The 23,155-nt window shown below is 66.4% G+C and carries 22 protein-coding genes, 1 other RNA gene and 2 pseudogenes; 21 read left to right on the forward strand and 4 right to left on the reverse strand.

Annotated elements, in window-relative coordinates; translation table 11 throughout:
• Positions 1 to 16 precede the first annotated feature (16 nt).
• From HN018_RS15900 to HN018_RS15940, 10 genes and pseudogenes are all read left to right on the forward strand, one after another.
• Positions 17 to 1,201: an Mrp/NBP35 family ATP-binding protein gene (locus HN018_RS15900; protein WP_171833143.1), complete on the forward strand. Its 1,185-nt coding sequence runs from the start codon at positions 17 to 19 to the stop codon at positions 1,199 to 1,201.
• Between the two features lie 173 nt (positions 1,202 to 1,374).
• A pseudogene (locus tag HN018_RS15905) lies at positions 1,375 to 2,463 on the forward strand (PAS domain S-box protein); the annotation flags it as partial.
• A 201-nt stretch (positions 2,464 to 2,664) separates the two neighbouring features.
• Positions 2,665 to 2,874 (forward strand): annotated as a pseudogene (locus HN018_RS29415) (LuxR C-terminal-related transcriptional regulator); the annotation flags it as partial.
• Positions 2,875 to 3,020: 146 nt separating this feature from the next.
• Positions 3,021 to 3,194: a CsbD family protein gene (locus HN018_RS15910; RefSeq protein ID WP_171833141.1), complete on the forward strand. Its 174-nt coding sequence runs from the start codon at positions 3,021 to 3,023 to the stop codon at positions 3,192 to 3,194.
• Between the two features lie 22 nt (positions 3,195 to 3,216).
• Positions 3,217 to 3,666 carry a DUF2382 domain-containing protein gene (locus HN018_RS15915; protein WP_171833140.1) on the forward strand — a complete coding sequence of 150 codons (450 nt, stop codon included), beginning with the start codon at positions 3,217 to 3,219 and terminating at the stop codon, positions 3,664 to 3,666.
• Positions 3,667 to 3,689: 23 nt separating this feature from the next.
• Positions 3,690 to 4,505 carry a YsnF/AvaK domain-containing protein gene (locus HN018_RS15920; RefSeq protein ID WP_171833139.1) on the forward strand — a complete coding sequence of 272 codons (816 nt, stop codon included), beginning with the start codon at positions 3,690 to 3,692 and terminating at the stop codon, positions 4,503 to 4,505.
• A gap of 68 nt (positions 4,506 to 4,573) precedes the next feature.
• Positions 4,574 to 4,915 (forward strand): hypothetical protein, encoded by a 342-nt coding sequence (locus HN018_RS15925; protein WP_171833138.1) that lies wholly within the window; start codon positions 4,574 to 4,576, stop codon positions 4,913 to 4,915.
• 6 nt (positions 4,916 to 4,921) lie between these two features.
• Positions 4,922 to 5,533, forward strand: coding sequence for a hypothetical protein (locus HN018_RS15930; RefSeq protein WP_171833137.1), 612 nt, complete (start codon positions 4,922 to 4,924; stop codon positions 5,531 to 5,533).
• A gap of 95 nt (positions 5,534 to 5,628) precedes the next feature.
• The gene (locus HN018_RS15935; RefSeq protein ID WP_171833136.1) at positions 5,629 to 5,889 is read left to right on the forward strand and encodes a GlsB/YeaQ/YmgE family stress response membrane protein; all 261 of its coding nucleotides are present in this window, start codon (positions 5,629 to 5,631) and stop codon (positions 5,887 to 5,889) included.
• A gap of 720 nt (positions 5,890 to 6,609) precedes the next feature.
• Positions 6,610 to 7,455, forward strand: coding sequence for a fumarylacetoacetate hydrolase family protein (locus tag HN018_RS15940; protein WP_171833530.1), 846 nt, complete (start codon positions 6,610 to 6,612; stop codon positions 7,453 to 7,455).
• A gap of 105 nt (positions 7,456 to 7,560) precedes the next feature.
• Here the strand turns inward: HN018_RS15940 and HN018_RS15945 are convergent, their stop codons facing one another.
• Both HN018_RS15945 and thyX read right to left on the reverse strand, forming a co-directional pair.
• Positions 7,561 to 7,734, reverse strand: coding sequence for a hypothetical protein (locus HN018_RS15945; RefSeq protein ID WP_171833135.1), 174 nt, complete (start codon positions 7,732 to 7,734; stop codon positions 7,561 to 7,563).
• Between the two features lie 94 nt (positions 7,735 to 7,828).
• Positions 7,829 to 8,773: an FAD-dependent thymidylate synthase gene (gene thyX, locus HN018_RS15950; protein ID WP_171833134.1), complete on the reverse strand. Its 945-nt coding sequence runs from the start codon at positions 8,771 to 8,773 to the stop codon at positions 7,829 to 7,831.
• Between the two features lie 49 nt (positions 8,774 to 8,822).
• On the opposite strand from thyX, the gene ssrA reads away from it, so the two are divergent.
• From ssrA to HN018_RS15970, 4 genes are all read left to right on the forward strand, one after another.
• Positions 8,823 to 9,148: a transfer-messenger RNA gene (ssrA, locus tag HN018_RS15955) on the forward strand.
• 129 nt (positions 9,149 to 9,277) lie between these two features.
• Positions 9,278 to 9,847 (forward strand): SspB family protein, encoded by a 570-nt coding sequence (locus HN018_RS15960; protein WP_171833133.1) that lies wholly within the window; start codon positions 9,278 to 9,280, stop codon positions 9,845 to 9,847.
• A 62-nt stretch (positions 9,848 to 9,909) separates the two neighbouring features.
• Positions 9,910 to 11,574: a fumarate hydratase gene (locus HN018_RS15965; RefSeq protein ID WP_171833529.1), complete on the forward strand. Its 1,665-nt coding sequence runs from the start codon at positions 9,910 to 9,912 to the stop codon at positions 11,572 to 11,574.
• 4 nt (positions 11,575 to 11,578) lie between these two features.
• On the forward strand, positions 11,579 to 11,971 hold the full coding sequence (locus HN018_RS15970; RefSeq protein WP_171833132.1) for a VOC family protein: 393 nt from the start codon (positions 11,579 to 11,581) through the stop codon (positions 11,969 to 11,971).
• A gap of 19 nt (positions 11,972 to 11,990) precedes the next feature.
• On the opposite strand, the gene HN018_RS15975 is transcribed toward HN018_RS15970, so the two are convergent.
• Together HN018_RS15975 and HN018_RS15980 are read right to left on the reverse strand one after the other, a co-directional pair.
• Positions 11,991 to 13,445, reverse strand: a complete 1,455-nt coding sequence (locus HN018_RS15975; RefSeq protein WP_171833131.1) for an MATE family efflux transporter — start codon at positions 13,443 to 13,445, stop codon at positions 11,991 to 11,993.
• A gap of 232 nt (positions 13,446 to 13,677) precedes the next feature.
• Complete coding sequence (locus HN018_RS15980) at positions 13,678 to 15,051, reverse strand: MATE family efflux transporter (RefSeq protein WP_204259552.1); 1,374 nt, start codon at positions 15,049 to 15,051, stop codon at positions 13,678 to 13,680.
• 192 nt (positions 15,052 to 15,243) lie between these two features.
• On the opposite strand from HN018_RS15980, the gene queA reads away from it, so the two are divergent.
• The 7 genes from queA to HN018_RS16015 all read left to right on the forward strand — a co-directional run bounded on the left by queA (position 15,244) and on the right by HN018_RS16015 (position 23,104).
• Entirely contained in the window at positions 15,244 to 16,293 is a 1,050-nt protein-coding gene (gene queA / locus HN018_RS15985; RefSeq protein ID WP_171833130.1) for a tRNA preQ1(34) S-adenosylmethionine ribosyltransferase-isomerase QueA, read from the forward strand.
• Entirely contained in the window at positions 16,290 to 17,414 is a 1,125-nt protein-coding gene (gene tgt, locus HN018_RS15990) for a tRNA guanosine(34) transglycosylase Tgt (RefSeq protein WP_171833129.1), read from the forward strand. The genes queA and tgt overlap by 4 nt, the downstream gene beginning before the upstream one ends.
• The gene (gene queG, locus HN018_RS15995) at positions 17,411 to 18,475 is read left to right on the forward strand and encodes a tRNA epoxyqueuosine(34) reductase QueG (protein ID WP_171833128.1); all 1,065 of its coding nucleotides are present in this window, start codon (positions 17,411 to 17,413) and stop codon (positions 18,473 to 18,475) included. Before tgt ends, queG begins: the two co-directional genes overlap by 4 nt.
• Positions 18,472 to 18,711: a ribbon-helix-helix domain-containing protein gene (locus HN018_RS16000; RefSeq protein WP_171833127.1), complete on the forward strand. Its 240-nt coding sequence runs from the start codon at positions 18,472 to 18,474 to the stop codon at positions 18,709 to 18,711. Before queG ends, HN018_RS16000 begins: the two co-directional genes overlap by 4 nt.
• A 179-nt stretch (positions 18,712 to 18,890) precedes the next feature.
• Positions 18,891 to 21,920 carry an EAL domain-containing protein gene (locus HN018_RS16005; RefSeq protein ID WP_171833126.1) on the forward strand — a complete coding sequence of 1,010 codons (3,030 nt, stop codon included), beginning with the start codon at positions 18,891 to 18,893 and terminating at the stop codon, positions 21,918 to 21,920.
• Between the two features lie 67 nt (positions 21,921 to 21,987).
• Complete coding sequence (locus HN018_RS16010) at positions 21,988 to 22,170, forward strand: hypothetical protein (RefSeq protein WP_171833125.1); 183 nt, start codon at positions 21,988 to 21,990, stop codon at positions 22,168 to 22,170.
• Positions 22,171 to 22,261: 91 nt separating this feature from the next.
• The gene (locus tag HN018_RS16015) at positions 22,262 to 23,104 is read left to right on the forward strand and encodes a TerB family tellurite resistance protein (protein ID WP_171833124.1); all 843 of its coding nucleotides are present in this window, start codon (positions 22,262 to 22,264) and stop codon (positions 23,102 to 23,104) included.
• The last annotated feature ends 51 nt before the right edge of the window (positions 23,105 to 23,155 follow it).

Below are 23,155 nucleotides of genomic sequence, written 5' to 3' on the forward strand. Positions count from 1 at the left end.
GGCCACCGGAGGCAGCATGACGGACATCGAGAAGGGCACACTGGACCAGGCGGTCCGGCAGGTGCTGGAGCGGGTTCGCGACCCGCGCAGCCAGCAGGACCTGGTGACCGCCGGCCTGGTCGAGAGCGTGCGCATCCAGGGCGGGCTGGTGCAGATCACCCTCGCCGCCGATCGGGCCCATGCCGCCGGGCTGGAGCCGGCGCGTGCCGAGGTGGAGCGGGCGCTGCGCGCCGTTCCCGGCATCATGAACGCGACCGTGGTGCTGACGGCGCATCGCCCCGCAGGGTCCGCGCCGGCACCGGCGCCGGCCAGGCCGCCCGTCCCTGCAGCCCCGGCGGGCGGTGGCGGCGGTCATCGGCCGATCGGACTGGGCGGCGGCGGGCCTGCCCCGGCGGCGACGGATGGTCCGCCGGCGAAGCTGCTGGCGGGCGCCAAGGCGGTGATCGCGGTGGCGTCCGGCAAGGGCGGCGTCGGCAAGTCGACCACTGCGGTGAACCTGGCCATCGGGCTGGCACGCACCGGATTGTCGGTGGGCCTGCTCGATGCCGACATCCACGGGCCCAGCCTGCCGCGCATGCTGGGCATCACCCACCAGCCGGAGGTCCGGGACAAGCGGCTGATCCCGATCGATGCCTGGGGCCTGAAGGTGATGTCGATCGGGCTGCTGGTCGAGGAACGGACCGCGATGATCTGGCGTGGCCCGATGGTGATGGGCGCGCTGCAGCAGCTGATGGTCGATGTCGACTGGGGCGAGCTCGACGTGCTGGTGGTGGACATGCCGCCGGGAACCGGCGACGCGCAGCTGACGATGGCGCAGAAGGTGGCGCTGGCCGGCGCCGTGATCGTGTCGACGCCGCAGGATATCGCGCTGCTGGATGCACGGCGCGGGGTGGCGATGTTCGAGAAAACCCGCGTGCCGGTGCTGGGCATCGTCGAGAACATGAGCACCTTCTGCTGCCCGAACTGCGGCCACTCGACGCCGCTGTTCGGACATGGTGGGGCACGTGCAGAGGCGCAAACGCTGGGCGTGCCGTTCCTGGGCGAGGTACCGCTGCTGCTCGACATCCGTGTCAGCGCCGACGCCGGAACGCCGATCCTGGCCAGCGCGCCGGACAGCGATGCGGGCCGGGCCTACATGGCGATCGCGACGCGGGTTGCCGAGGCGCTGCGGCCGCAACTGGAAAAGAAGCGCGCGGGCTGACGGGCATGGATGAGGAAATGGGCGGAGCGGCCTGCTAGGCGTAGGCACCGGGCAAGCCGGAGCGGCAAGACGACGTGCGGGTCGCACCCCCGTACGCGTTCCGCGCGCCGGTCGATACCGGGCGAACCGTATGGACCGCGTTCCGTTCACACGCCGTTGGATCGAGGTGTGTGATGCCGGGAAGCTTCCCAAGCCGGAACGCCCGGTATCGCTATTTGCAGCAGATCGTGTCCGGGGTCAGCGACGGGGTCATCCTGATCGAGACCGACGAGACGATCATCTGGGCCAACGAGACCGCATTGGAGATGCACGGGGTACGGACCCTGGCAGATCTCGGGACCACCGTTCCCGACTATTGCGGCCGGTTCGAGCTGCGATACCGCAATGGCCACCGCACCGCCGGAGGCCACACGCCGATCGAGCGGGTGATGGCCGGCGAGACCTTCAATGAGGTCGTGGTCGACGTGGCGCGCAAGGGCGAGAAGGCGGCCCGCTGGACGCACCGCATCCGCAGCCTGGTCCTGACCGACGATGACGGACGCCGCGACCTGCTGGTGCTGATCCTCGACGACGAGACCGAGCGCTACCATGCCGAGGAGCGCTTCGAACGCGCCTTCAATGCCAACCCTGCCCCCGCTTTGATCCTGCGGCTGCGCGACCTGACGCACATCCGCGTCAACCAGGGCTTCCTGGACATGACCGGTTGCCGCGAGGACCAGGTGGTGGGCCGCTCGATCTACGAGGTCGACATCCTCGAGGGGGCCGCACGCCGGGAACTGGCGATCGAGCGGCTGCAGGAGGGCCGAACCGTCCCGCAGATGGAGGCGACGATGCAGTTGCCGCAGGGCGGCGAGCGCTGCGTGATCGTCGCCGGACAGCCGATCGATGTCGGCGATACGCGATGCATGCTGTTCACCTTCGCCGACCTCGAGGGGCGCCGGCAGGCGGAGGCGGAACTGCGCCGCAGCGAGCAGCGGTTCGAACTCGCCTTCCGGATGGCGCCGGTCCCGACCGCGATCATGGTGTGGAAGGGCTGGCATGTGCTGCTGGCCAACGATGCGTTCGCCCGCGAGTCCGGCCACGCGACGGACGAACTGGTCGGGCAGGACGCGCATGCCCTGCCACTCTGGGCCGACCCGCAGTCGACCGCCGTGCTCGATCGGCTGCTTCGCAAGGACGGACGGGTCAGCAACCTTGCTTTGCCGCTACAGACCAGAGGCGGCGACCGGCTCGACTGCCTAGTCTCGGCAGAGCTGGTCGAGATCCGTGACCAGAGCTGCGTTCTTCTCGTGGCCCAGAACGTTGCGGACCGGCAACGCTCGAAGCTGGAGGTCGCCGATGCCATTGCCGCGGTCATGCATGACACGAGCTGGTTCACCGATGCGGTGCTCGACAAGCTGGCACGCCGGAGTGCCGGCGTGACGGACGAACAGACGAGTTCACTCGCGGAACTGCCGCCCCGCGCGCGCGAGATCCTCGACCTGGTCTGCGAGGGCCTGGACGACGGCACGATCGCCGAACGCCTGGCTGTGGCGCGCAACACCGTGCGCAACCATGTCGCCAGCCTGTATCGGCGCACCGGCGTCGACAGCCGGGCCAAGCTGATCATCTGGGCCCGCGAGCGCGGCGTGATGGGCGCCCCGGTTCGTCCGCGCCCGCGCCCGCGCCGCTGAGCCGCCGGCATCCTGACGGACTAGCCGGACTAGTGCCGGACCACCAGTCGCCGGTCCGGATCCGGAAATAGCCTGGAGAACCTGCCGTCGCATCCATGCTTGTCTCAGCGCCAGTCGAAAACGACAGGCAACGGAGGAGAAACACCATGGACAAAGATCGCATCAAGGGCGCCGCGAAACAGGCAGTCGGTTCCGTCAAGGAAACCGCCGGCAAGGTGACGGGCGACACGAAGCTGCAGGCCGAGGGCACCACTGAAAAGACCGCCGGCCACGCGCAGAAAACCGTAGGCAGCGTCAAGGACAAGGTGCGCGACGCCTGACGCCGATCCACGGATAGACGAAATGACCACGGTCTACCCCGGTCCGACCGACAGTACCGCGGCCGGGGCGGATGAAGAGATCCTCGCTCTGCACAGCGAGGATCTCGTCGTCGGCAAGCGCGTCGTCGATCGCTCGATCGTCCGCGTCGCCACCGTCACACGCAGCCACGACCATCTGGTCGACGAAGAGCTGACGCATCGGCGCGTCGAGATCGTGCATGTGCCGATGGGCTACTTCGTCGATGCGGTACCGCCCGTTCGCGAGGAGGGCGACTTTACCATCATGCCCGTGGTGGAAGAGGTCGTCATCGTGGAACGCCGCCTCCTGCTCAAGGAGGAAGTGCATATCCGGCGCGTCAGACACACCGCACAGCATGTCGAGACGGTCGCGCTGCGCAGGCAGGAGGCGATGGTCACGCGCACCCCGATCACCACGGCCGACGAGACACCATTCCCCACCAGCAACCCGTAACCAACATCAGGAACATCGAGACCATGACACACGAAACCATCGTAGCGGTCTATGATACCGCAGCCCACGCCGATGCCGCGGTGCGTGATCTGGATGCGGCAGGCTTTCCGCCCGACGCGATCTCCAGGACCGGCGCAAGCTCCGGCACCGCCACCCCGGGCGCAGCCCCGGTGCGCGAGCAGGGTTTCTGGAGCAGCCTGTTCGGCGGCGAGCCGGATCATGACACGGCGGTCTATGACCGCAGCATCGAGAGCGGTTCCAGCATCCTGACCGTCAGGGCCCCGGCCGAGCATGTCGCCGGCGTGACCGCCATTCTCGAGCGGCACAACCCGATCGATATCGATGAGCGCTCCAACAGCTACGGCCTGGGCCGTTCCGCTTCAGGTGCGATCCCGGCGACGGCAGCGGCCACCGCGGCCGAGCCGTCCTATGGCAGCGGCGAGGCGGTCATCGCGCTGTCGGAGGAGCAGATCTCCGTCGGCAAGCGCTTGGTCGATCGCGGCACCACGCGTGTGAGGCGCTTCGTGGTGGAGAAGCCGGTCGAGCAGCAGGTGACGCTGCAGTCCGAGCGCGTGTCCATCGAGCGGCGTCCGGTGACCGGCAACGTTGCGTCCACCCCGGACTTCTCCGATCGCGTGATCGAAATGACCGAGAGCGACGAAGAGGCCGTTATCGCCAAGACCGCGCACGTCGTCGAGGAAGTCGTCGTCCGCAAGGAAGCGACCGATCGCGTCGAGACGATCCACGATACGGTTCGGCGCGAGGATGTCGAGATCAGCCGCGATGATGCCGTCGCGACAAAGCCGGCCGCATCGCCGCTTGCGCGTCCGAAGATCTGATCACCACCACGCGGGCCCCTGATCGGGCCCGCGTGCCACGGCCGTTCCCCCTAGCCCAGGACCATCCCATGCGCCGCATCTTCCTCGGTATCGCCAGTGCGATGCTGACACTTGGTACCGCCAGCGCCCAGACCTCCGGGACTGCACCCGCGACCGATACCGCTTCCGGAAACGACAACCAGGCCGTCGCCACGACCACCGCGAACGCGCCGACGCCCGCTCACGGGCGCAATTCCTTTACCCAGGGCGAGGCACGGCGCCGCATCGGTTCGCATGGCTTCACCGCTGTCCATGCGCTCCACAAGGACGCGACTGGCGTCTGGCGCGGTGCGGCCGAGAAAGGTGGCAATCCGGCCTCCGTCTGGCTCGACTACAAAGGCAATGTCGGCAACAGCGCGATCGCGGGATAGACGATCATGACCACCAGAACCTTTACTCATCTCTACGACAGCTATGACGATGCAGCCCGTGTGGTCGGCGACCTCGAAGCCAACGGCGTGCCGCATGCCGACATCAGCATCGTCGGCAGCAATCATGATGACCGGGTGCCGGCAACGAGCCTGGCGAACGGCACTGCGCCGGACGCTCCGACCGGCGCCGGAACCGGTGCCAGCGTCGGCACGATGGTCGGTGGCGGTGCGGGCCTGCTGGCCGGCATCGGTGCGCTGGCGGTCCCGGGCATCGGCCCGCTCGTCGCCGCCGGCTGGCTGGTCGCGACCCTGACCGGCGCAGGTGCCGGTGCGGCAGCCGGAGGCCTGCTCGGCTCGCTGACCGGTGCGGGCGTGCACAAGGACGACGCGCATGTATATGCCGAGGGTGTCCGCCGTGGCGGCACGCTGGTGACGGTCCGCGCGGACGAGGGCGACGCATCGCAGATCGAGCAGGTTCTTTCAGGCAGCGGATCGGTCGACATCGCCGCGCGCCGTGCCAGCTACCAGTCGAAGGACTGGAGCCATTTCGACGACACGGCTGCCGGCTACCGCACCGCCGAGGTGACGGCCGAGCGCCAGCGCGCCCGTAGGCTTTGACGTCTGACGCCGGGAAGATGCCTCCGGTGTTTCGGCAACCGGAATCAACCCGGTCTCGTTGACCGTTCGTTAGCAACAACATTCGGAGTTATATCATGTCCATCATTGCCTGGATCATACTCGGCCTTGTCGCCGGCTTCATCGGCAGCAAGATCGTCAACAAGTCGGGAGAAGGTATCGTCCTCGATATTATTCTGGGGATTGTCGGCGCGATCGTGGGCGGCTTCGTGTTCAGCTATTTCGGCGCGCAGGGCGTGGACGGTCTCAACATCTACAGCCTCATCGTCGCAGTTGTCGGTGCGGTCATCGTTCTGTTCCTATACCATGCGATCGTCGGACGTCGCGCAATCCGCTAGATCCCGGGCTGGCGGTGGGTAAATCCACCGCCTTCCATGACCGTTTCGATAGCCGCTTCGATAATGTTATCGGCGTTGCCTTCGATCTGGCCAAATGCTTTTAAAAGCGGATCGAATAAGCCGTCACGGTACTCGGAGACGGATCCGTCCAGAGATCGTTTCCGGCAATCGCGAGTTGAATAGGGACAGGCGCAAGATCGCCGCAACAACACGTCCGCTACTCAGGCTTCTCAAGCTTACGAGATGTGGAAACATGTCGGCCAGACGCCCGGCATCGCCGGCGTAGATGAGATCCGTTCATGAACCGGCTCAGGCAAGGTAGATGTCTCGATCGATGATCCGGTAGATTGGGCAGGCTATGTAGCGCCTTCATCTGCGACGGCCCGGTTCCTAGCCCCCGTCGCACCCTGCCCGTCCCCGACGCTTGGGGTTACGGCCCCTGTTATCCGGGTGACAATCGGTGGTGCGGCTTGCCTGTCCGATGAGCGGCGACAGCATTCGAGATCGGCCCTCTCGACCATGGTACCCGCCCATCCTGATCGCGCCAATCCTTCAGCGGAACGGCAAGACCCGATGGTCAATTCACCCGTCGACGCTGGATCGGCAACGACGGTGTTCCACTTCCTGGCTCGATCACCATCGCGGTTCGTCACCAGAACTGCGATGCTCACCGACGGCGGCTGGCTGAACCGACAGCCAGGCCGCGGCGGAGGACAGAACATGAAGCTTTTGCGCTACGGCCCCAAGGGCCACGAAAAGCCCGGACTGCTCGATCCGGCCGGCCAGATCCGTGACCTGTCCGATCATGTCGCCGATATCGCAGGCGCGGCCCTGCTGCCGGAGACGCTGCGCAAGCTGGCCTCGCTCGACCCATCCACCCTGCCGCCGGTTGTGGGCGGGCCCCGGCTCGGAGCCTGCGTCGGCGCGGTCGGCAAGTTCGTGTGCATCGGGTTGAACTACTCGGACCACGCCAAGGAGACCGGTTCTCCGATCCCCAAGGAGCCGATTTTGTTCGCCAAATGGACCAGCGCCATCATCGGTCCGAACGACGACGTGGAAATCCCGGTCGGCTCGGAAAAGACCGACTGGGAAGTCGAACTCGGCGTAGTGATCGGCCAGGGCGGCCGCAATATCGACGAGGCGCAGGCGCTCGACCATGTCGCCGGCTACTGCGTCATCAACGATGTGTCCGAGCGGGCGTGGCAGCTCGAGCGTGGCGGCACCTGGGACAAGGGCAAGGGCTGCGACACGTTTGGTCCGATCGGACCGTGGCTGGTCACCACCGACGAGGTGCCCGATCCGCAGGCGCTCGGCCTGTGGCTCGAGGTCGACGGACATCGCTACCAGGACGGCAACACCTCGACGATGGTATTCGGAGTGCGCACCCTGGTCAGCTACTGCAGCCAGTTCATGAGCCTGCAACCCGGCGACATCATCTCCACCGGAACCCCGCCCGGCGTCGGGCTGGGCTGCAAGCCGCCGGTGTTCCTGCGTGCCGGCCAGGTGATGCGTCTCGGCATCGACGGTCTCGGCGAGCAGCGCCAGACGGTCTCGATGGCGAAGTAATGTGCGGACCGGGCTCGGGGCTACCGATGTCCGGTCCCTGGAGCCAGGGAACAGTGCAAAGCCCTGGCGCCGGTAGAGCAGGCTGCCGAACGATCCGACGGATGATCAAGGCGGGCTGGTGCAGTCGGTCCGTCCGCTCGCGACGCAGTCCTGCTGCGTCATCATGGTCTTGAACCTCGGGAACAGCGCGAAACCCAGGAAGATGACCAGCAGGAGGACAGCCATCACCACGAACGGGAGCAGGCTCGGTATCGAACTCGGCTTGGATGGATCGCGCATGGACCGATACTAGGCCGCCCGGTGGGCTTCGCAATTCCAATCGGCAAAGGCCCGCCGCGACAGCCCCGATAGCGACCGGGCGCGGTCCAGGAGGTCAGGCCCGGCCCAGCGCCTGCATCAGCTCGTCCCATTCGCGACGGCTCAGCCCGCTCGCCTTCTGCTCCAGGGGTTCGCCATCGAGCAGGCGCTTCACCACGCCGAGCATCGAGCTCGACAGGGTGAAGGCGCCGAGCCGGTAATCCTCGAATGCGGCGCAGGCGGTCGGCACCCAGGCACGCACGCAGTCCAGCATTGCCTCGGCATAGACCCGGATCTCGAACTGGGCATGGAGGTCCAGGCGCAGGCTGAGGAAGTTGAGCAGGTTATGCAGGTCCGACTTCCAGTACCACTGCGTATAGGTATTGAGCGTCAGGTTCATCCGGGCGAGCTCGCGCGCCAGGCCATAGCCGCGCTGGCCGGGATTGCCGCCGGCGACCTCCTGCTCGTCGTCGCCCAGCATCAGCGCGTAATGGTCGTGGCAGCGGGCGGCATCGTCGCGCAGCAGGTCGAGCACCGCCGAGGCGGCCTCGCCTTCCAGCACGTCCCCCCTGCCCTGGCGGTTGCTGGAGCTCTGGGCCGCGAGGTGCTCCGGCTCCGGGATGTAGAATTCTCGATCGAGGATCGAATAGCGGGCGGAATATTCGTTCACGTTGGCCATGCGGTGGCGGATCCACTGGCGGGCGACGAAGATCGGCAGCTTCACGTGGAACTTGATCTCGCACATCTCGAACGGCGTCGAATGACGGTGGCGCATCAGATAGCGGATCAGCCCGGCATCCTCGGACACCTTGCGGGTGCCCTTGCCGTAGGACACGCGGGCCGCCTGCACGATCGCGGCATCGTCGCCCATGTAGTCGATGACACGGACGAACCCGTGGTCGAGCACCGGAGTCGCGCGATAGAGCATCGCTTCCAGGGCGGGCACGGTGGCCCGCCGGGTGGGCGCGGACGCCTGCTGGTGCTGATCGATCTCGGCGAGCTGGTCAGGACTTAAGGGCATGATGCGGACGTAGCATCGGTGGTGCCCGGCTCCAACCGAACAAAGCGTCCATCTGGACGCAACGGCATGCACACCCTATATTCAGTAGTGCGAGGGGCAACCCTAGCTATGGCGATAAACGGTGTGTGGAATAATCGTTGTGGACCCGGGGGCAGTGCCCGGCGTCTCCACCAAACGCCGGAGGCCGCGAGGCCGAGGGCCTCATGGGGACGAAACAGGCTCGACACGCGTGGTAAAGACTAACTTTTTGCTCGGCATGATACCGCCGTCATCGGGTCATATTACAAGTGCCAACGATAACAATCAGGCGCTCGCTGTCGCTGCATAAGCGATAAGCGCGGTTCGGGGGGGCACCGGGCAACAGAAGCCCCCTCACTTAAGAGTTTGGCAGAGCATGTGATGCGCGTTTTAGTCCGCTTGCGTCGCCTGTGGCTTTGCCTCATGGCTGCACGATTGAGGCCAGTCGTCCGGGAACGGACTCCGGCGCGAATTCAGGGGGCCCACATGGCCGAAGACGATGTCGGTGGCATTTCCGGTGGCGGTGACGAGACCAGCATGGCCGACAGCCTGCTCCCGTACGACCGTTGGATCGAAGACGCCTATCGGCAGGTGATGATCAAGGCGATCAACTTCGCCGCCGCCGAGGGTCTGCCGGACGGGCACCATTTCTATATCACCTTTCGCACCGACGATGCCGGCACGTTCATTCCCAAGCGGATGCTCGCCCAGTATCCGCAGGAAATGACCATCGTGCTGCAGCACCAGTTCTGGGACCTGAAGGTCGACGAGGAGGCGCAGCTCCTGACCGTCGGCCTGTCGTTCGGCAGCGTGCCGACGACACTGGTCGTGCCGCTCCGGGCGATCACCGGCTTCGCGGACCCGTTCGTGCACCTCGCCCTGCGCTTCACCCCGGGTGACGAGGCAGCAAATGCCGACGACGCGCCGGAGGAAACCCAGGCGCTTCCTGCAGCCGCTGCCGTCAAGGATGACGCGGATGACGGCCCGGCGCCTGATCCTACCCCGCAGGTCGTAAGCCTGGACGCGTTCCGCAAGCGAGGCTCCACGCCCAACTGACCGCAACCGGCCGCGTGACGCCAGATCGTCCTGCCGCCTGAACCGGAACCACCATGAACGCCATGCCGCCGCTTCCGCGCCGCTCCTCGCAGCCGCCGGTCAACGAGTTCGCCTACACGCCGATGTTTCCGCTCGGCGAGGACGACACACCCTGGCGCAAGCTGGCGATCGAGGGTGTTTCGACTGCGGTGTGCGACGGCAGGACGGTGTTGCGGATCAGGCCCGAGGCGCTGTCCGACCTCGCGGCAGAGGCGTTCCGCGATGTGTCGCATCTGCTGCGCCCCGGACATCTGGCGCAGCTCTCGCGCATCCTGACCGACCCCGAGGCATCCGCGAACGATCGGTTCGTGGCCCTCGACCTGCTCAAGAACGCCTCGATCGCCGCGGGCGGCGTGCTACCGATGTGCCAGGACACGGGCACCGCGATGGTGTTCGGCAAGAAGGGCCAACGGGTCTGGATCGACGGCAACGAGGAAGAGGCGCTGAGCCACGGGGTGCATCGCACCTACACCGAAACCAACCTGCGCTACTCGCAGATGGCGCCACTCACCATGTTCGACGAGGTCAACACCGGTAACAACCTGCCGGTGCAGTTCGACATCGCAGCTGCACCCGGCGAGCATCATGCCGACGAACTGCACCTGATGTTCATCGCCAAGGGCGGTGGTTCCGCCAACAAGACCTTCCTGTTCCAGGAGACGCGGGCGCTGCTGGCGTCGAAGGAAAAGCTGCTGGAGTGGCTGGGGGTCAAGATCCGTACCCTGGGGACCTCGGCCTGCCCGCCCTACCACCTGGCGATCGTGGTCGGTGGAACCTCGGCGGAGCTGACGCTCAAGACGGTCAAGCTGGCCTCCACCAAATATCTCGACGCGTTGCCGATCGAGGGTTCGGCGCTTGGGCACGCGTTCCGCGACGTTGGCCTGGAGCAGGAGGTGCACAAGCTGACCCAGTCGCTCGGGATTGGCGCACAGTTCGGCGGCAAGTATTTCTGCCATGACGTCCGGGTGATCCGGCTGCCGCGGCATGGCGCCTCGCTGCCGGTCGGGATCGGCGTATCGTGCTCGGCGGACCGGCAGATCAAGGCCAAGATCACGCCCGAGGGCATCTTCCTGGAGCAGCTCGAGACCGATCCGGCCCATTTCCTGCCCGAGGCATCGGACGAGGTGCTCGGCGGTGATGTTGTCCAGGTCGACCTGAACCAGCCGATGTGGGAGATCCGCAAGCTGCTGTCGCAGTATCCCGTGAAAACCCGGCTGTCGCTGACCGGCACCGTGGTGGTCGCGCGCGACATCGCGCATGCCAAGTTCAAGGAACGGATGGATCGCGGCGAAGGCCTGCCGGACTATTTGAAGAATCACCCGGTCTATTACGCCGGCCCTGCCAAGACCCCGGAGGGCCTGGCGACCGGTTCGTTCGGTCCGACCACCGCCGGCCGCATGGACAGCTATGTCGAGATGCTTCAGGCCAATGGCGGATCGTTCGTCATGCTGGCCAAGGGCAACCGCTCGAAGGCGGTGAAGGATGCCTGCCAGAGCCATGGCGGCTTCTATCTCGGCTCGGTCGGTGGGCCGGCGGCGCGGCTGGCGCAGGACTGCATCCGCAAGGTCGAGCCGCTCGAATATCCGGAGCTCGGCATGGAAGCGGTCTGGCGTATCGAGGTCGAGAATTTTCCCGCGTTCATCGTCATCGATGACAAGGGCAATGATTTCTATGATGGATTGACCTGATCCGATGCGCTTCACCGTCGACCGGCTGGACCATATCGTCATCACCTGCCGCGAGGTGGAAAAGACCGCCTCCTGGTATCAGCGCGTGCTCGGGATGGAACGTGAGGAGTACGGCCGCAACCGGCGCTGCGCGCTGAAGTTCGGCGGCCAGAAGATCAACCTGCGACCATTCGGCGTCGAAGGATGGACCACCGCCGACGATTCGATGCCCGGCAGCCAGGATCTGTGTTTCGTCACCGCCGTCGAGAGCGACGACGTGATCGATCATCTGACCAAGTGCGGCATCACCATCACCGAGGGGCCGGTCGAACGGCTCGGCGCACTCGGGCCGACGATCTCGGTCTACTGCCACGATCCGGATGGAAACCTGATCGAGATCGCCTCTTACCAGGCGTGATCGCCGGACCGCCGGAACGTCATCCGATCGTCCTGCCCTCCGATCTGAGAAACGGGTCCGCCGGATCTTCCTGATGTGACTCCGGCGCTTCTTCCAGTTCGGACAGCTCGGCCATCGCGGCCTTGGCTGTGGCGCCGGGGACATCGACAGCGAGGCCGCGTCCGGCGTTGACCGCCTGGCCGGGCTTCAGGCGACCGGTGACGACGAACGCGGTGATGACCGCGAGGCTGCCGAACAGCATGCCCCCGGCCGCCTGGCCGAACAGCACGCCGACCGGGCCATAGCGCATGCCGAACGCCACGAACGGGATCGTGCCGAGCGTGGCCCGTCCCCAGTTGAACAGGGTCGACAGCAGCGGAAAGCCCAGATTGTTGAATGCGGCGTTGGCCACGAACAGCGCGCCGACCCACAGGAAGCCGGCGACCGCCACCGAGCAGAACAGGTGGATCAGCATCGCAGCCGCGCCCGTTGCCGAAAACAGCAGGACGAGCTGGTCCTGCAGCAACGCCAGGATCGCCCACATGATCGCGACGCAGGCCAGCACTAGGATCAGCGAGGCCCGCAGCGTTTCGCGCACCCGGCCGAGCAGCCCAGCTCCGAGATTCTGCGACATGATCGGCCCGACCGAGCCGGTGAGCGCGAAGATGAAGGCGAAGGCGACCGGGGTGATGCGGTCGATCGTCACCTGGCCGCCGACCGCCTGCAGCCCGAAGCTCGACATCGCGTGGGTGACGTAGGCGCCCCCGACCGGGGTTGCCAGGTTGGTGAGGATCGCCGGCATCGCGACGGTGCCGACGCGGCGCGCATCGGGGACGATGCCGCTCCAGGTCGGACCCTCGAGCAGGGCATGGCGGTGCACGCTGCGAAAGCCGATGAGGGCGACGACGCTGCGTGACAGGACGGTGGAGATCGCGGCCCCGATCAGCCCCAGATGCAGCCCGGAGCCGAGGCCGAGGATCAGCACCGGATCGAGGCAGGCGGTCACCCCGGCACCCCAGAGGGTCACGGTCATCGACCGGCGCGCATCACCGGAGGCCCGCAGCAACGCGGAGAACCCCATGCCGAGCGCCACCAGCGGCAGGAACGGCGATACCAGCGTGAGGTAGCCGGCGGCGGCCCGGAGGGTCTCGCCGCTGGCGCCGACCGCGCGTAGAATCGGGTGCAGCAGCATGACCGTGACCAGCCCGATCAGCAGCATCACCGCGGCCATCACCACCAGCGCGGAGGACGCCACCCGCCGCGCTTCGTCATGGCGCTCGGCGCCGATCAGCCGGGATACCACCGCGCCGAGGCCGATCGACATGCCGATCGAGACCGACATCTGCAGGTAGCCGACCGCGCCGGTGAAGCCGATCGCGGCGGTCAGGCTGCGGTCGCCGAGCAGGGAGATATAGAACAGGTTAAGCAGGTCGACCGAGAACACCGCGACCAGCCCGATGCCGCCGGTCCCGGCCATGACGGCCGTGTGGCGCATGATCGAACCGGTGCAGAAGCGTGCTCGCCGGCCGGATGGCGAAGCGGCTCCTGCCGATAATCGAGGCTTGTCGTCGCGCGGCCGTCTCACGAGCGAGGGTGTGCCACGAACCGCACCGGCATGGCCATTGCGGGATCGCGACTTCGCGGTCACATCGGGCGCATTTTCACGACACCGACACCGGCCGGAGGCGAGAGCCGAAATCCCCGGGCTATGGCGGACCCGGACAGTTTCACACAAGGCGGGTAATGGTCTTGTGGCGCCAGACCGTGCGGTAATAGAGGCCCTGGAACAGCAGCATCGCCATGAAGGTCAGTGGGTAGGCGATCCAGACGCCGTCGATGCCCATCATGCGACTGCCGATCCAGGCCACCGGGACCTCGACCAGCACGATCGCCACGACCGACAGGCTGGTCGGGACCAGTACGTCGCCGCTGGCGCGCATCTGGCCGGACAGGATGCCGGCGGCGCCGTAGGCCACCACGCTCCACAACACGATATGAAGCAGCGACTGGGTCAGCCCGATCACCCCGTCCGTGGTCAGGAACAGGCTGACGATGCTGCGCGAGAACAGGTAGGCCAGCAGCACCAGCGTGCCGGTGAGCACCAGGTTGAACAGCATGCCGGTGCGCAGGATGCCGGGCAGGCTCTCGACGCGCCCGGCACCGATCGCCTGGCTGCTCAGGATCGAGGTGGTGATCGCCACCGAGATGGCCGGAAACTGCACGTAGGCCAGAACCTGGTTCACGGCGCCGTAGGCCGCGGTCGCGTCGGAGCCGTAGCGGTTGACCAGGCCGAGCAGCACCATCTCGGCGAGCGCCATGATCACCATCTGGACCGCCGCCGGCACGCCGAGGCGCAAGACCAGCTTCAGGATCGACAGGTTCGGCCACATCGCGCGCAGGAACACCGCGTCCGGCGCCAGCGGATGATCGCGACGGCGCAGGTACCAGACCATCCAGCCAACGGTCAGGGTCCAGGACGCCACCCCGGCCCAGGCGGCGCTGGCGACACCCAACGGCGGCAATCCGAGCCGGCCGCGGATCAGCAGCGGGGTCAGCACCATGGCGATGCTGATCGATACCGCCAGCGCCTTCAGCGGCGTGACGGTGTCGCCGACGCCACGCAGCAACTGGGTGAACAGCAGGAACGCCACCAGCACCGGCATGAAGCTCAGGATCACCGTGGCGTACGCGATGGCGCCCGGCAGCACGTTCGCCGGCGTTCCGAACGCCGTCATCACCAGACGCGTGAACGGGGTCATTGCCACCGCGATGAACACGCCGAATGCGAGTGCTGCCGTCATGGTCGTCGCGGCGATCACCTTGACCCGGTCGCGCTCCCCGGCACCCCAGGCCTGGCCGATCAGCACCGATGCGCCGGCGCCGGTTCCCATGATCAGGGCGATGAAGAAGAACAGGATCGGGAAGAACACGCTGGCGCTGGCGAGTGCCGCGGTGCCGATCATCTGGCCGAGATAGATATTGTTGATCGTGCCCGAGAGCGCCTGGAGGATGTTGCTGAGCATCATCGGCGCCAGGAACGCGAGGAAGCTCCGCCAGAGCGGACGGACCGGAATCACGGTCGAGGCTGATGGCGTGGGCATGGCGCAGGTTCAAACCACACAAGGTCGGGGTTCGCCAGATGCCGAAACGTTTGGCGCGCTTTCGTATGGCGGGAGCCGGATACGGACGCACCGACGGATCGGGCCGGATGATCACGCCGGTGCCGTATCGGCGGCCGATAAGGCTGTTGCAGGCTGGCGATTCCGGGCCGCAGCACGTAGATCGTGCCGGTCATGAGCCTGCTTGCCTCGGACTTCGATTTTCACCTGCCGCCCGAGCGGATCGCGCACGTCCCGGCGCGGCCGCGGGAGAGCGCACGGCTGCTCGATGTCGGGCCCGACCGGGTGGCCGACCGCATCGTGGCGGCCCTGCCGTCGTTGTTGCGGGCGGGCGACCTGGTGGTGGCCAACGACACCCGCGTGATCCCGGCACAACTCACCGGCTTCCGGGGCGACGCGCGGATCGGCATTACCCTGGACCGCATCCTTGCAGACGGGAGCTGGCATGTGCTGGTGCGCAACGCGCGTCGCCTGCATGACGGCGACATGCTCCGCTTCCCCGGAAGCACGATGACGGCTGAAGTGGTGTCCCGTGAGGAAGGCGGCGCGGCCGTGCTGCGGTTCAGCGAGGATGCAGGCTTCGACCGGTTCCTGCGGGAAGTCGGCCGGCTCGCGCTGCCCCCTTATATCGAGCGTCCGGACGGGCCGACCGCCGACGACACCAGCGACTACCAGACCGTCTTCGCCCAGGCCGATGGCGCGGTCGCCGCACCCACCGCCGGGCTGCACTTCACCCCATCGTTGCTGGCGGAAACGCAGGCGGCCGGGATCGGGCACCTGACCGTGACGCTGCATGTCGGCGCCGGCACCTTCCTGCCGATGCGCGAGGATGCGGTGAGCGCGCACCGCATGCATGCCGAGCGCGGCATCGTCTCCGCGGACGCAGCCGCCGCGATCAACGCCGCACGCGCCCGCGGCGGCCGGATCGTCGCGGTCGGCACCACCTCGCTGCGGCTGCTGGAAAGTGCCGTCGATGCGGACGGCCAGGTACAGCCGTTCGATGGCGAGACCAGCCTGTTCATCAAGCCCGGCCATCGGTTCCGCACCGCCGACCTGCTGCTGACCAATTTCCACCTGCCGCGCTCGACCCTGTTCATGCTGGTCTGCGCGTTCGCCGGACGCCGGACCATGCTGGACGCCTATGCGCACGCGGTGGCGACCGGCTACCGGTTCTATTCGTACGGCGACGCCTGCCTGCTGCAGCACGATCCGGCTGCGTCATGAACGGGTTCCGCTGGCAGCCGGAGGCGACCGACGGCGCCGCCCGCGCCGGCCACCTTCATACCGCGCATGGCGTCGTGGCGACGCCGACCTTCATGCCGGTCGGTACGGCGGGTACCGTGAAGGCGATGACGATGGACTCGGTGCGCTCGACCGGTGCCGGCATCGTCCTCGGCAACACCTACCACCTCATGCTGCGGCCGGGTGCGGAGCGGGTGCAGGCGCTCGGCGGGCTGCACCGGTTCATGGACTGGCCGGGGCCAATCCTGACGGATTCCGGCGGTTTCCAGGTGATGTCGCTGGGCGCACTCCGGAAGCTGGACTCGGACGGGGTGACGTTCCAGTCGCATATCGACGGCTCCCGGCACCGGCTGACGCCCGAGCGCTCGACCGAGATCCAGCACATGCTCGATGCCACCATCACCATGTGCTTCGACGAGTGCCCGGCCCTGCCGGCGGAGACCGACGCGATCGCTGCCTCGATGCGGCTGTCGATGCGCTGGGCGGCACGCTCGCGCGAGGCGTTCGTGGCCCGTGACGGGTATGCGCAGTACGGCATCGTCCAGGGCGGCACCGAGCCGCAGTTGCGGGCGGAGAGCGTGCGGGCACTGACCGATATCGGCTTCGAGGGCTACGCGATCGGCGGGCTCGCGGTCGGCGAGGGCCAGGCGCTGATGTTCCAGACGCTCGACGGAACCGTCCCGCTGATGCCCGCGGACAAGCCGCGCTACCTGATGGGCGTGGGCACGCCGGACGACCTGCTCGGCTCGGTGATGCGCGGCATCGACATGTTCGACTGCGTCATGCCGACCCGGTCCGGACGCACCGCGCGGGCCTATACCGGGTTCGGGACGCTCAACCTGCGCAATGCCCGTCACGCGCTCGACCCGCGGCCGCTGGAAGCCGGCTGCCCCTGCCCCGCCTGCACCAGACACAGCCGCGCCTACCTGCATCACCTGTTTCGCGCCGACGAGATACTCGGGCCGATGCTGCTGACCTGGCACAACCTGACCTACTACCAGCGGGTGATGCAGGGTATCCGGACGGCGATCCTGGAAACCCGGCTCGGCGCACATGCAATAGAGCTGCGAGCAGGCTGGGCAGCCGGCGATCCGCCGCCGTGACCGAGGTAGCGCGGACGGCCCCGACGCCAGGCGAGCGCATCCGCGACAAGGCGCTGGCGCTCGGCTTCGACGCGTTCGGCATCTGCGACGCCGCACTCGGACCCGAAGCGCGCACCCGGCTGATGGATTTCCTGGCCGCCGGCCAGCATGGCGAGATGGGCTGGCTGGCCGAACGCACCGAGCAGCGCAGCCATCCCCAGGCCTTGTGGCCCGAGGCACGCAGCGTGATCGCACTCGGACTGTCGTACGCACCCGGCGAGGACCCGCGTCATATCCAGTCGCGGCCCGACCGTGGCGGGATCTCGGTCTATGCGCGCCACCGCGACTACCATGACGTGATGAAGGGCATGCTCAAGCATTTGGCCCAGTTCGTGGTGAGCCAGGCACGCGTCGACGCCGGACCCGAGGTGAAGGTGTTCGTCGATACCGCGCCGGTGATGGAGAAGCCGCTGGCGGCGCGGGCCGGGCTCGGCTGGCAGGGCAAGCACACCAACCTTGTCTCGCGCACCCATGGATCGTGGCTGTTCCTCGGCGAGATCTACACCACCCTTGAGCTGGCGCCGACGCCACCGCGCGCCGGCAGCTGCGGCAGCTGCACGCGCTGCCTGACCGCCTGCCCGACCGACGCGTTTCCCGCACCCTACCGGCTCGATGCGACACGCTGCATCTCCTACCTGACGATCGAACACCCGGGACCGATCCCGCTGGAGTTCCGGGCAGCGATGGGCAACCGGATCTACGGTTGCGACGATTGCCTGGCCGTCTGCCCATGGAACCGGTTCGCCGCGGCCGGGCATACCGCCAAGCTGCAGGCGCGTGACGACCTGACGGCGCCGCGACTGGCCGAACTGGGTCGGCTCGACGATGCGGGCTTCCGCACGCTGTTCTCCGGATCGCCGGTCAAGCGGGTCGGGCGCGGCCGGTTCGTGCGCAACGTTCTTGTCGCGATCGGCAATTCCGGGCTGCCGGAACTGTTGCCGACGGCGAGTGCGCTCACCGCCGATGCCGATCCGGTGGTGGCGGAGGCCGCCGGGTGGGCCTGCGCCCGGCTTGGGCCATGACGGCGTCGAGCCTGGTCAAGCGAAGCCTGGCGCTTTCCGGGCACCGCACCAGTGTCGCGCTGGAACCGGAGTTCTGGGATGCACTGGACGCGCTCGCGGCTGCGCGTGGCCAGACATTGATCACGCTCGTCGCGGCCGAGGATGCAGCACGCGACCCCGGCCGCAGCCTCGCATCCGCGTTGCGGGTACTGGCGTTGGGTGCCGCGACTCATACCGTGAATTCTATGCAGGGTTGAGAACCTTTCCCTGTATTTGACCGGCAAGAGACCGTCTTCAATGCGTCTTGCATTACACAATATGAATTCAAGCCTATAAGCCCATATGATTTTTTGGGCGTTGCAGCCGCGTAAGTTCCGTTGCATCATAATTGAGACATCTGCTCTTCTGCAGCTGGAAGAACGTTGGATTGGTCGCGATGGTGCTGCAGGTCGACGAGATCGAGCGCCTGGTTCGATTATATTCTCTCGGGATCCTCGATACCCAGCCAGAGGACATTTTCGATACGCTGACGCAGGTCGCGGCAGACGTCTGTGGTACGAGTTCTGCCCGCCTGAACTTTCTTGATCAGGAAAGGCTCTGGGCGAAGTCGATCTTCGGGGTCAAGGATTACCCGCAGATCCCGCGCGATGTGGCGATCTGCTTCCTGGCTATCCCCATGTCGCAGGTCATGGAAATACCGGATGTCAGGCTCGACACGAGATTCCTGCATAGTCCGCTGGTTCAGGGAGACCGGGGATTTCGATTCTACGCATCGATGCCGTTGCTGATCGATGGTTTCTGTGTCGGCACGCTCTGCGTCATGGACGAGAAGCCCGGGAAGCTGACTGATCATCAGATCCGGACCCTGTCGACGCTGTCGATGGCGGTCATCAATGCACTGGACACCAGGCAAAAGTTCCTGGTGACCTTCGACAATCAGGCCCGGTCGCGACGCAATACGCAACGCCTATACAGAACCACTCCGGCGATGCTGCAATCGACCAACGCCGAAGGACAATTGATCGCCGTGAGCGATCGATGGTTGTCCAGGCTCGGCTACACGAGGCAGGAAGTCCTGGGTCGCCCATTCGGCAGCTTTCTCGCCAGCCCTCTGCAACCCGATCCCGTCGACATGGCGCGCGCGTCCACGATGGAGGAGGGCGACATCCAGACGGTCGAGTGCCGGATGGTCTGCAAGGACGGCACGGTCATCGATGTCGGACTGGCTTCCAGCATCGATCGTGCGCCGGACGAGACGTTCTCGCGCATGACGACGGTGGTGGAAGAAACCACCCTTCAGCGTTCGACCGAAGCGGCCTTGTTGGCCGGTCCGGACACGCTGGACGATGTCGTCTCGGCCGTCGGCATGGGCAGCTGGGAACTCGACTTGTCGACGCGCCGGGTCAGCTGGTCGGATCAGACCTGCAGACTGCACGACCGGGAACCCGGCTTTCAACCGACATTGGAGGAATGGCTCTTGTATTACACCAGCCATTCCAGACCGATCATCGACGCTGCAATCACCCAGGCGATCATGCATCGGGTGCCGTGGGACCTGGAACTCGAGCTCGTGTCGGCGCGCGGACGTCCGTTCTGGGCACGGGTCGTCGGACAGGCCGAGCCGACGGAGGGTGCGCCGACGCGACTGACCGGGGCATTCCAGGATATCACCGGCCGCAAGCGGCTCGAACGCGAACTGGCGGTGAATCGCGAACTGCTTCAGGTGACGTTGAACTCGATCGGCGATGCCGTCATCACGACGGATACCGAACGCCTGGTGCGATGGATGAACCCGGTGGCCGAGCGGCTGACCGGATGGTCGAGCGACGAGGTGCTGGGCAAGCCGATCGCGACCGTGTTCAGGCTCCTGAACGAGGTCGAGCGTCAGGTGACGTTCCATCCGGTCGAGGAATGCATCAGGCTCAATAGTACCATCAAGCTCGCAGTGGGCACGGTCCTGGTTTCCCGCGACGCCAGCGAATATGCGATCGCCGCGTCGGCCGCCCCGATCCAGGATGCGAACGGACAGATCCTGGGGGCGGTACTGGTATTCCAGGACGTGACCGAGCAGCGTCGCCAGGATCTGCAGATGGAACATCGCGCAACCCACGACGCCCTGACCAATCTGGCCAACCGGGTTGCGTTCGAGACGAGGATCGATGCGCTGCTGGCCCGGGCACGGACCCATCCGGACTTCTCGCATGTTCTGCTGTTCATCGACCTGGACCAGTTCAAGATCGTCAACGATACGTGCGGGCACCTGATCGGCGACGTGCTGCTGCGCGAGATCAGCCAGGTATTGACCGCATGCGTCCGGGATCGCGACATGGTCGCCCGCCTCGGTGGCGACGAGTTCGCGGTGATCCTCGAGGACTGTCCGGTCGAGCATGGAAAGCGGATCGCGGAACGAATCCGCATCGAGGTTTTCGAACACCGCTTCTTCCACGACCAGCGCCGCTTTCGCGTCGGAAGCAGCATCGGGCTGGTGCCTTTCGATAAACGCTGGTCCGCCCGGGAGAAATTGGTGCAGGCAGCGGACATGACCTGCTACGCCGCCAAGGAAGCCGGACGCAACCAGGTCAAGACCTGGTCCGAGAGCGACCAGTCGGTGATCTATCGGCTGGGTGACGTGCAGTGGGCGGCTCGTCTCGAGCAGGCGATCGAGAACGATCAGTTCGAGCTCTTCGGACAACGGATCGAGGCACTGACCGACGGCCGGTCCGACGTGCGCTGCGAAGTCCTCCTGCGTCTCCGCGACATGGATGGCAGCCTGGTTCTGCCGAGGATCTTCGTGCCGGCAGCCGAGCGGTTCCACATGGTCGCCCGCGTCGATCGATGGGTGCTTCACCGGGTCATCCATCTCCTCGAAACCAGCCCCTGGCTGTTCGACACGATCGGGATGCTGTCGGTGAATGTGTCGGGCCAGTCGATCGGCGACCGGGCGTTCCATGCCGATATCTGCGCCATGCTGCAGCGGGCGAGTTTCGACATGAGCAAGCTGTGTATCGAGATCACCGAGACGTCGGCGGTGACACGCCTTGCGGATGCGCGGGTTTTCATCAGCGAACTTCGCGGCATGGGGGTGAAGATCGCCCTCGACGATTTCGGAGCCGGCGCATCCTCGTTCGGCTATCTGAAGGCGCTGCCGGTCGATTTCATCAAGATCGATGGCCAGTTCAGCGAGAATATCCTGGCGGACCCGCTCGATATCGCCGCCGTCCGCTGCTTCCGCGACGTGGCTTCAACCCTAGGCGTCATGACGATCGCGCAATATGTCGAGAGCCACGACCAGAAGCACGCTTTGACGAGCCTGGGCATCGATTTCGGCCAGGGCTACGGGATCCACCGTCCGGAGCCTCTCGAGCAGGCGGTCGGTCCCGGCTGGAGCCGCCCGGACATCGCGGCCAGCTCCGTCGGACTTGTGGAACAGGCGTCCGCACCGGCCGACCGGGCAACACTTTATTAACCGATCGGCGTCCAAGGTCGGTCACGGCACCAACAGGGGGCCGGATCCGCCCGAAGGAAAAAGTCCGATGCGCTCCTCATTTCACACCGGTGGCAACAATGACCGGAACGAGACTGTCAGCCCGCTCCTGCTGTCGCACCAGCTGCTCGCGCTGGCAGAGGAGGCGCACCGCGCCGGCATGCCACACAGCGCCACCCGGCTGCTCAGGCTGGCGCATTCCGTCTGTTCCGACCGTCCCCGGCCTCTCTGAGGCCCGGATGGCGCGACCGGACGCAAACCCGTCAGCACTTGCCCGTTAGAGCAGGAGCCCATCCAATGCGGGCTTGTGATACAGGCAGGTTATGGCGATCTGGGGCAAACTTTTCGGCGGGATGACGGGCTTCGCGATGGGCGGGCCGATCGGAGCCATGGTGGGCACGGCCCTGGGCCACGCGGCCGATCGTGGCGCCCTGCTCGACCCGCCGCAGGGTGGTTGGGGGAGCTGGGGCGGTACCGGGTTCCTTGGCAGCGAGACCGGCAACCGGGCGGCACCCGACCCGAACGGCGCGGCGCTGCGATTCGCGGTGAAGATGGCAGCGGTGGCCGGCAAGCGAGACCAGCTGTTCGCGATCGTGGTGGTGATCCTGTCCGCCAAGCTTGCCAAGTGCGACGGGCCGGTGAACCGGCCGGAGATCGACAGCTTCAAGCGCAGCTTTCGTATCCCGTCCGAATCGACCCGGGAGATCGGCCGGCTGTTCGACCAGGCCCGCACCCGGACGGACGACTACATCCCGTTCGCGGAGGAACTCGGGCGCGCCTATGCCGACCAGCCGCATGTGCTGGAAGAAGTGCTCGCCGCGCTGTTCCTGATCGGCAAGTCGGACGGGCCGCTCAACCGGCAGGAGCTCGACTTCCTGGGCACGGTGCATCACGCATTCGGCCTCGGCCCTACAGCCTGGGACCGCGCCGAGAATGGCGGCGCGCGCGCCTCCGTCGGCGAGCCTGACGCCTATGCCGTGCTTGGACTGCGCCGCAATGCCAGCGACAACGAGGTGCGGGCCACCTGGCGCAAGCTGATGCGCGAGATCCACCCCGACTCGCTGGCTGCGCGCGGCACGCCGGCGACGGATATTGCCGCCGCCTCCGATCGGGTGGCGCGGGTCAATGCCGCCTGGGACCGCATCAAGCGCGACCGCGGCATCTAGGCCCCGCTCTGGCCGGTCGGTCCACCGCGGGCAATACTGCTCCGACGGACC

The organism is Lichenicola cladoniae (assembly GCF_013201075.1).
Lineage (GTDB): Bacteria > Pseudomonadota > Alphaproteobacteria > Acetobacterales > Acetobacteraceae > Lichenicola > Lichenicola cladoniae.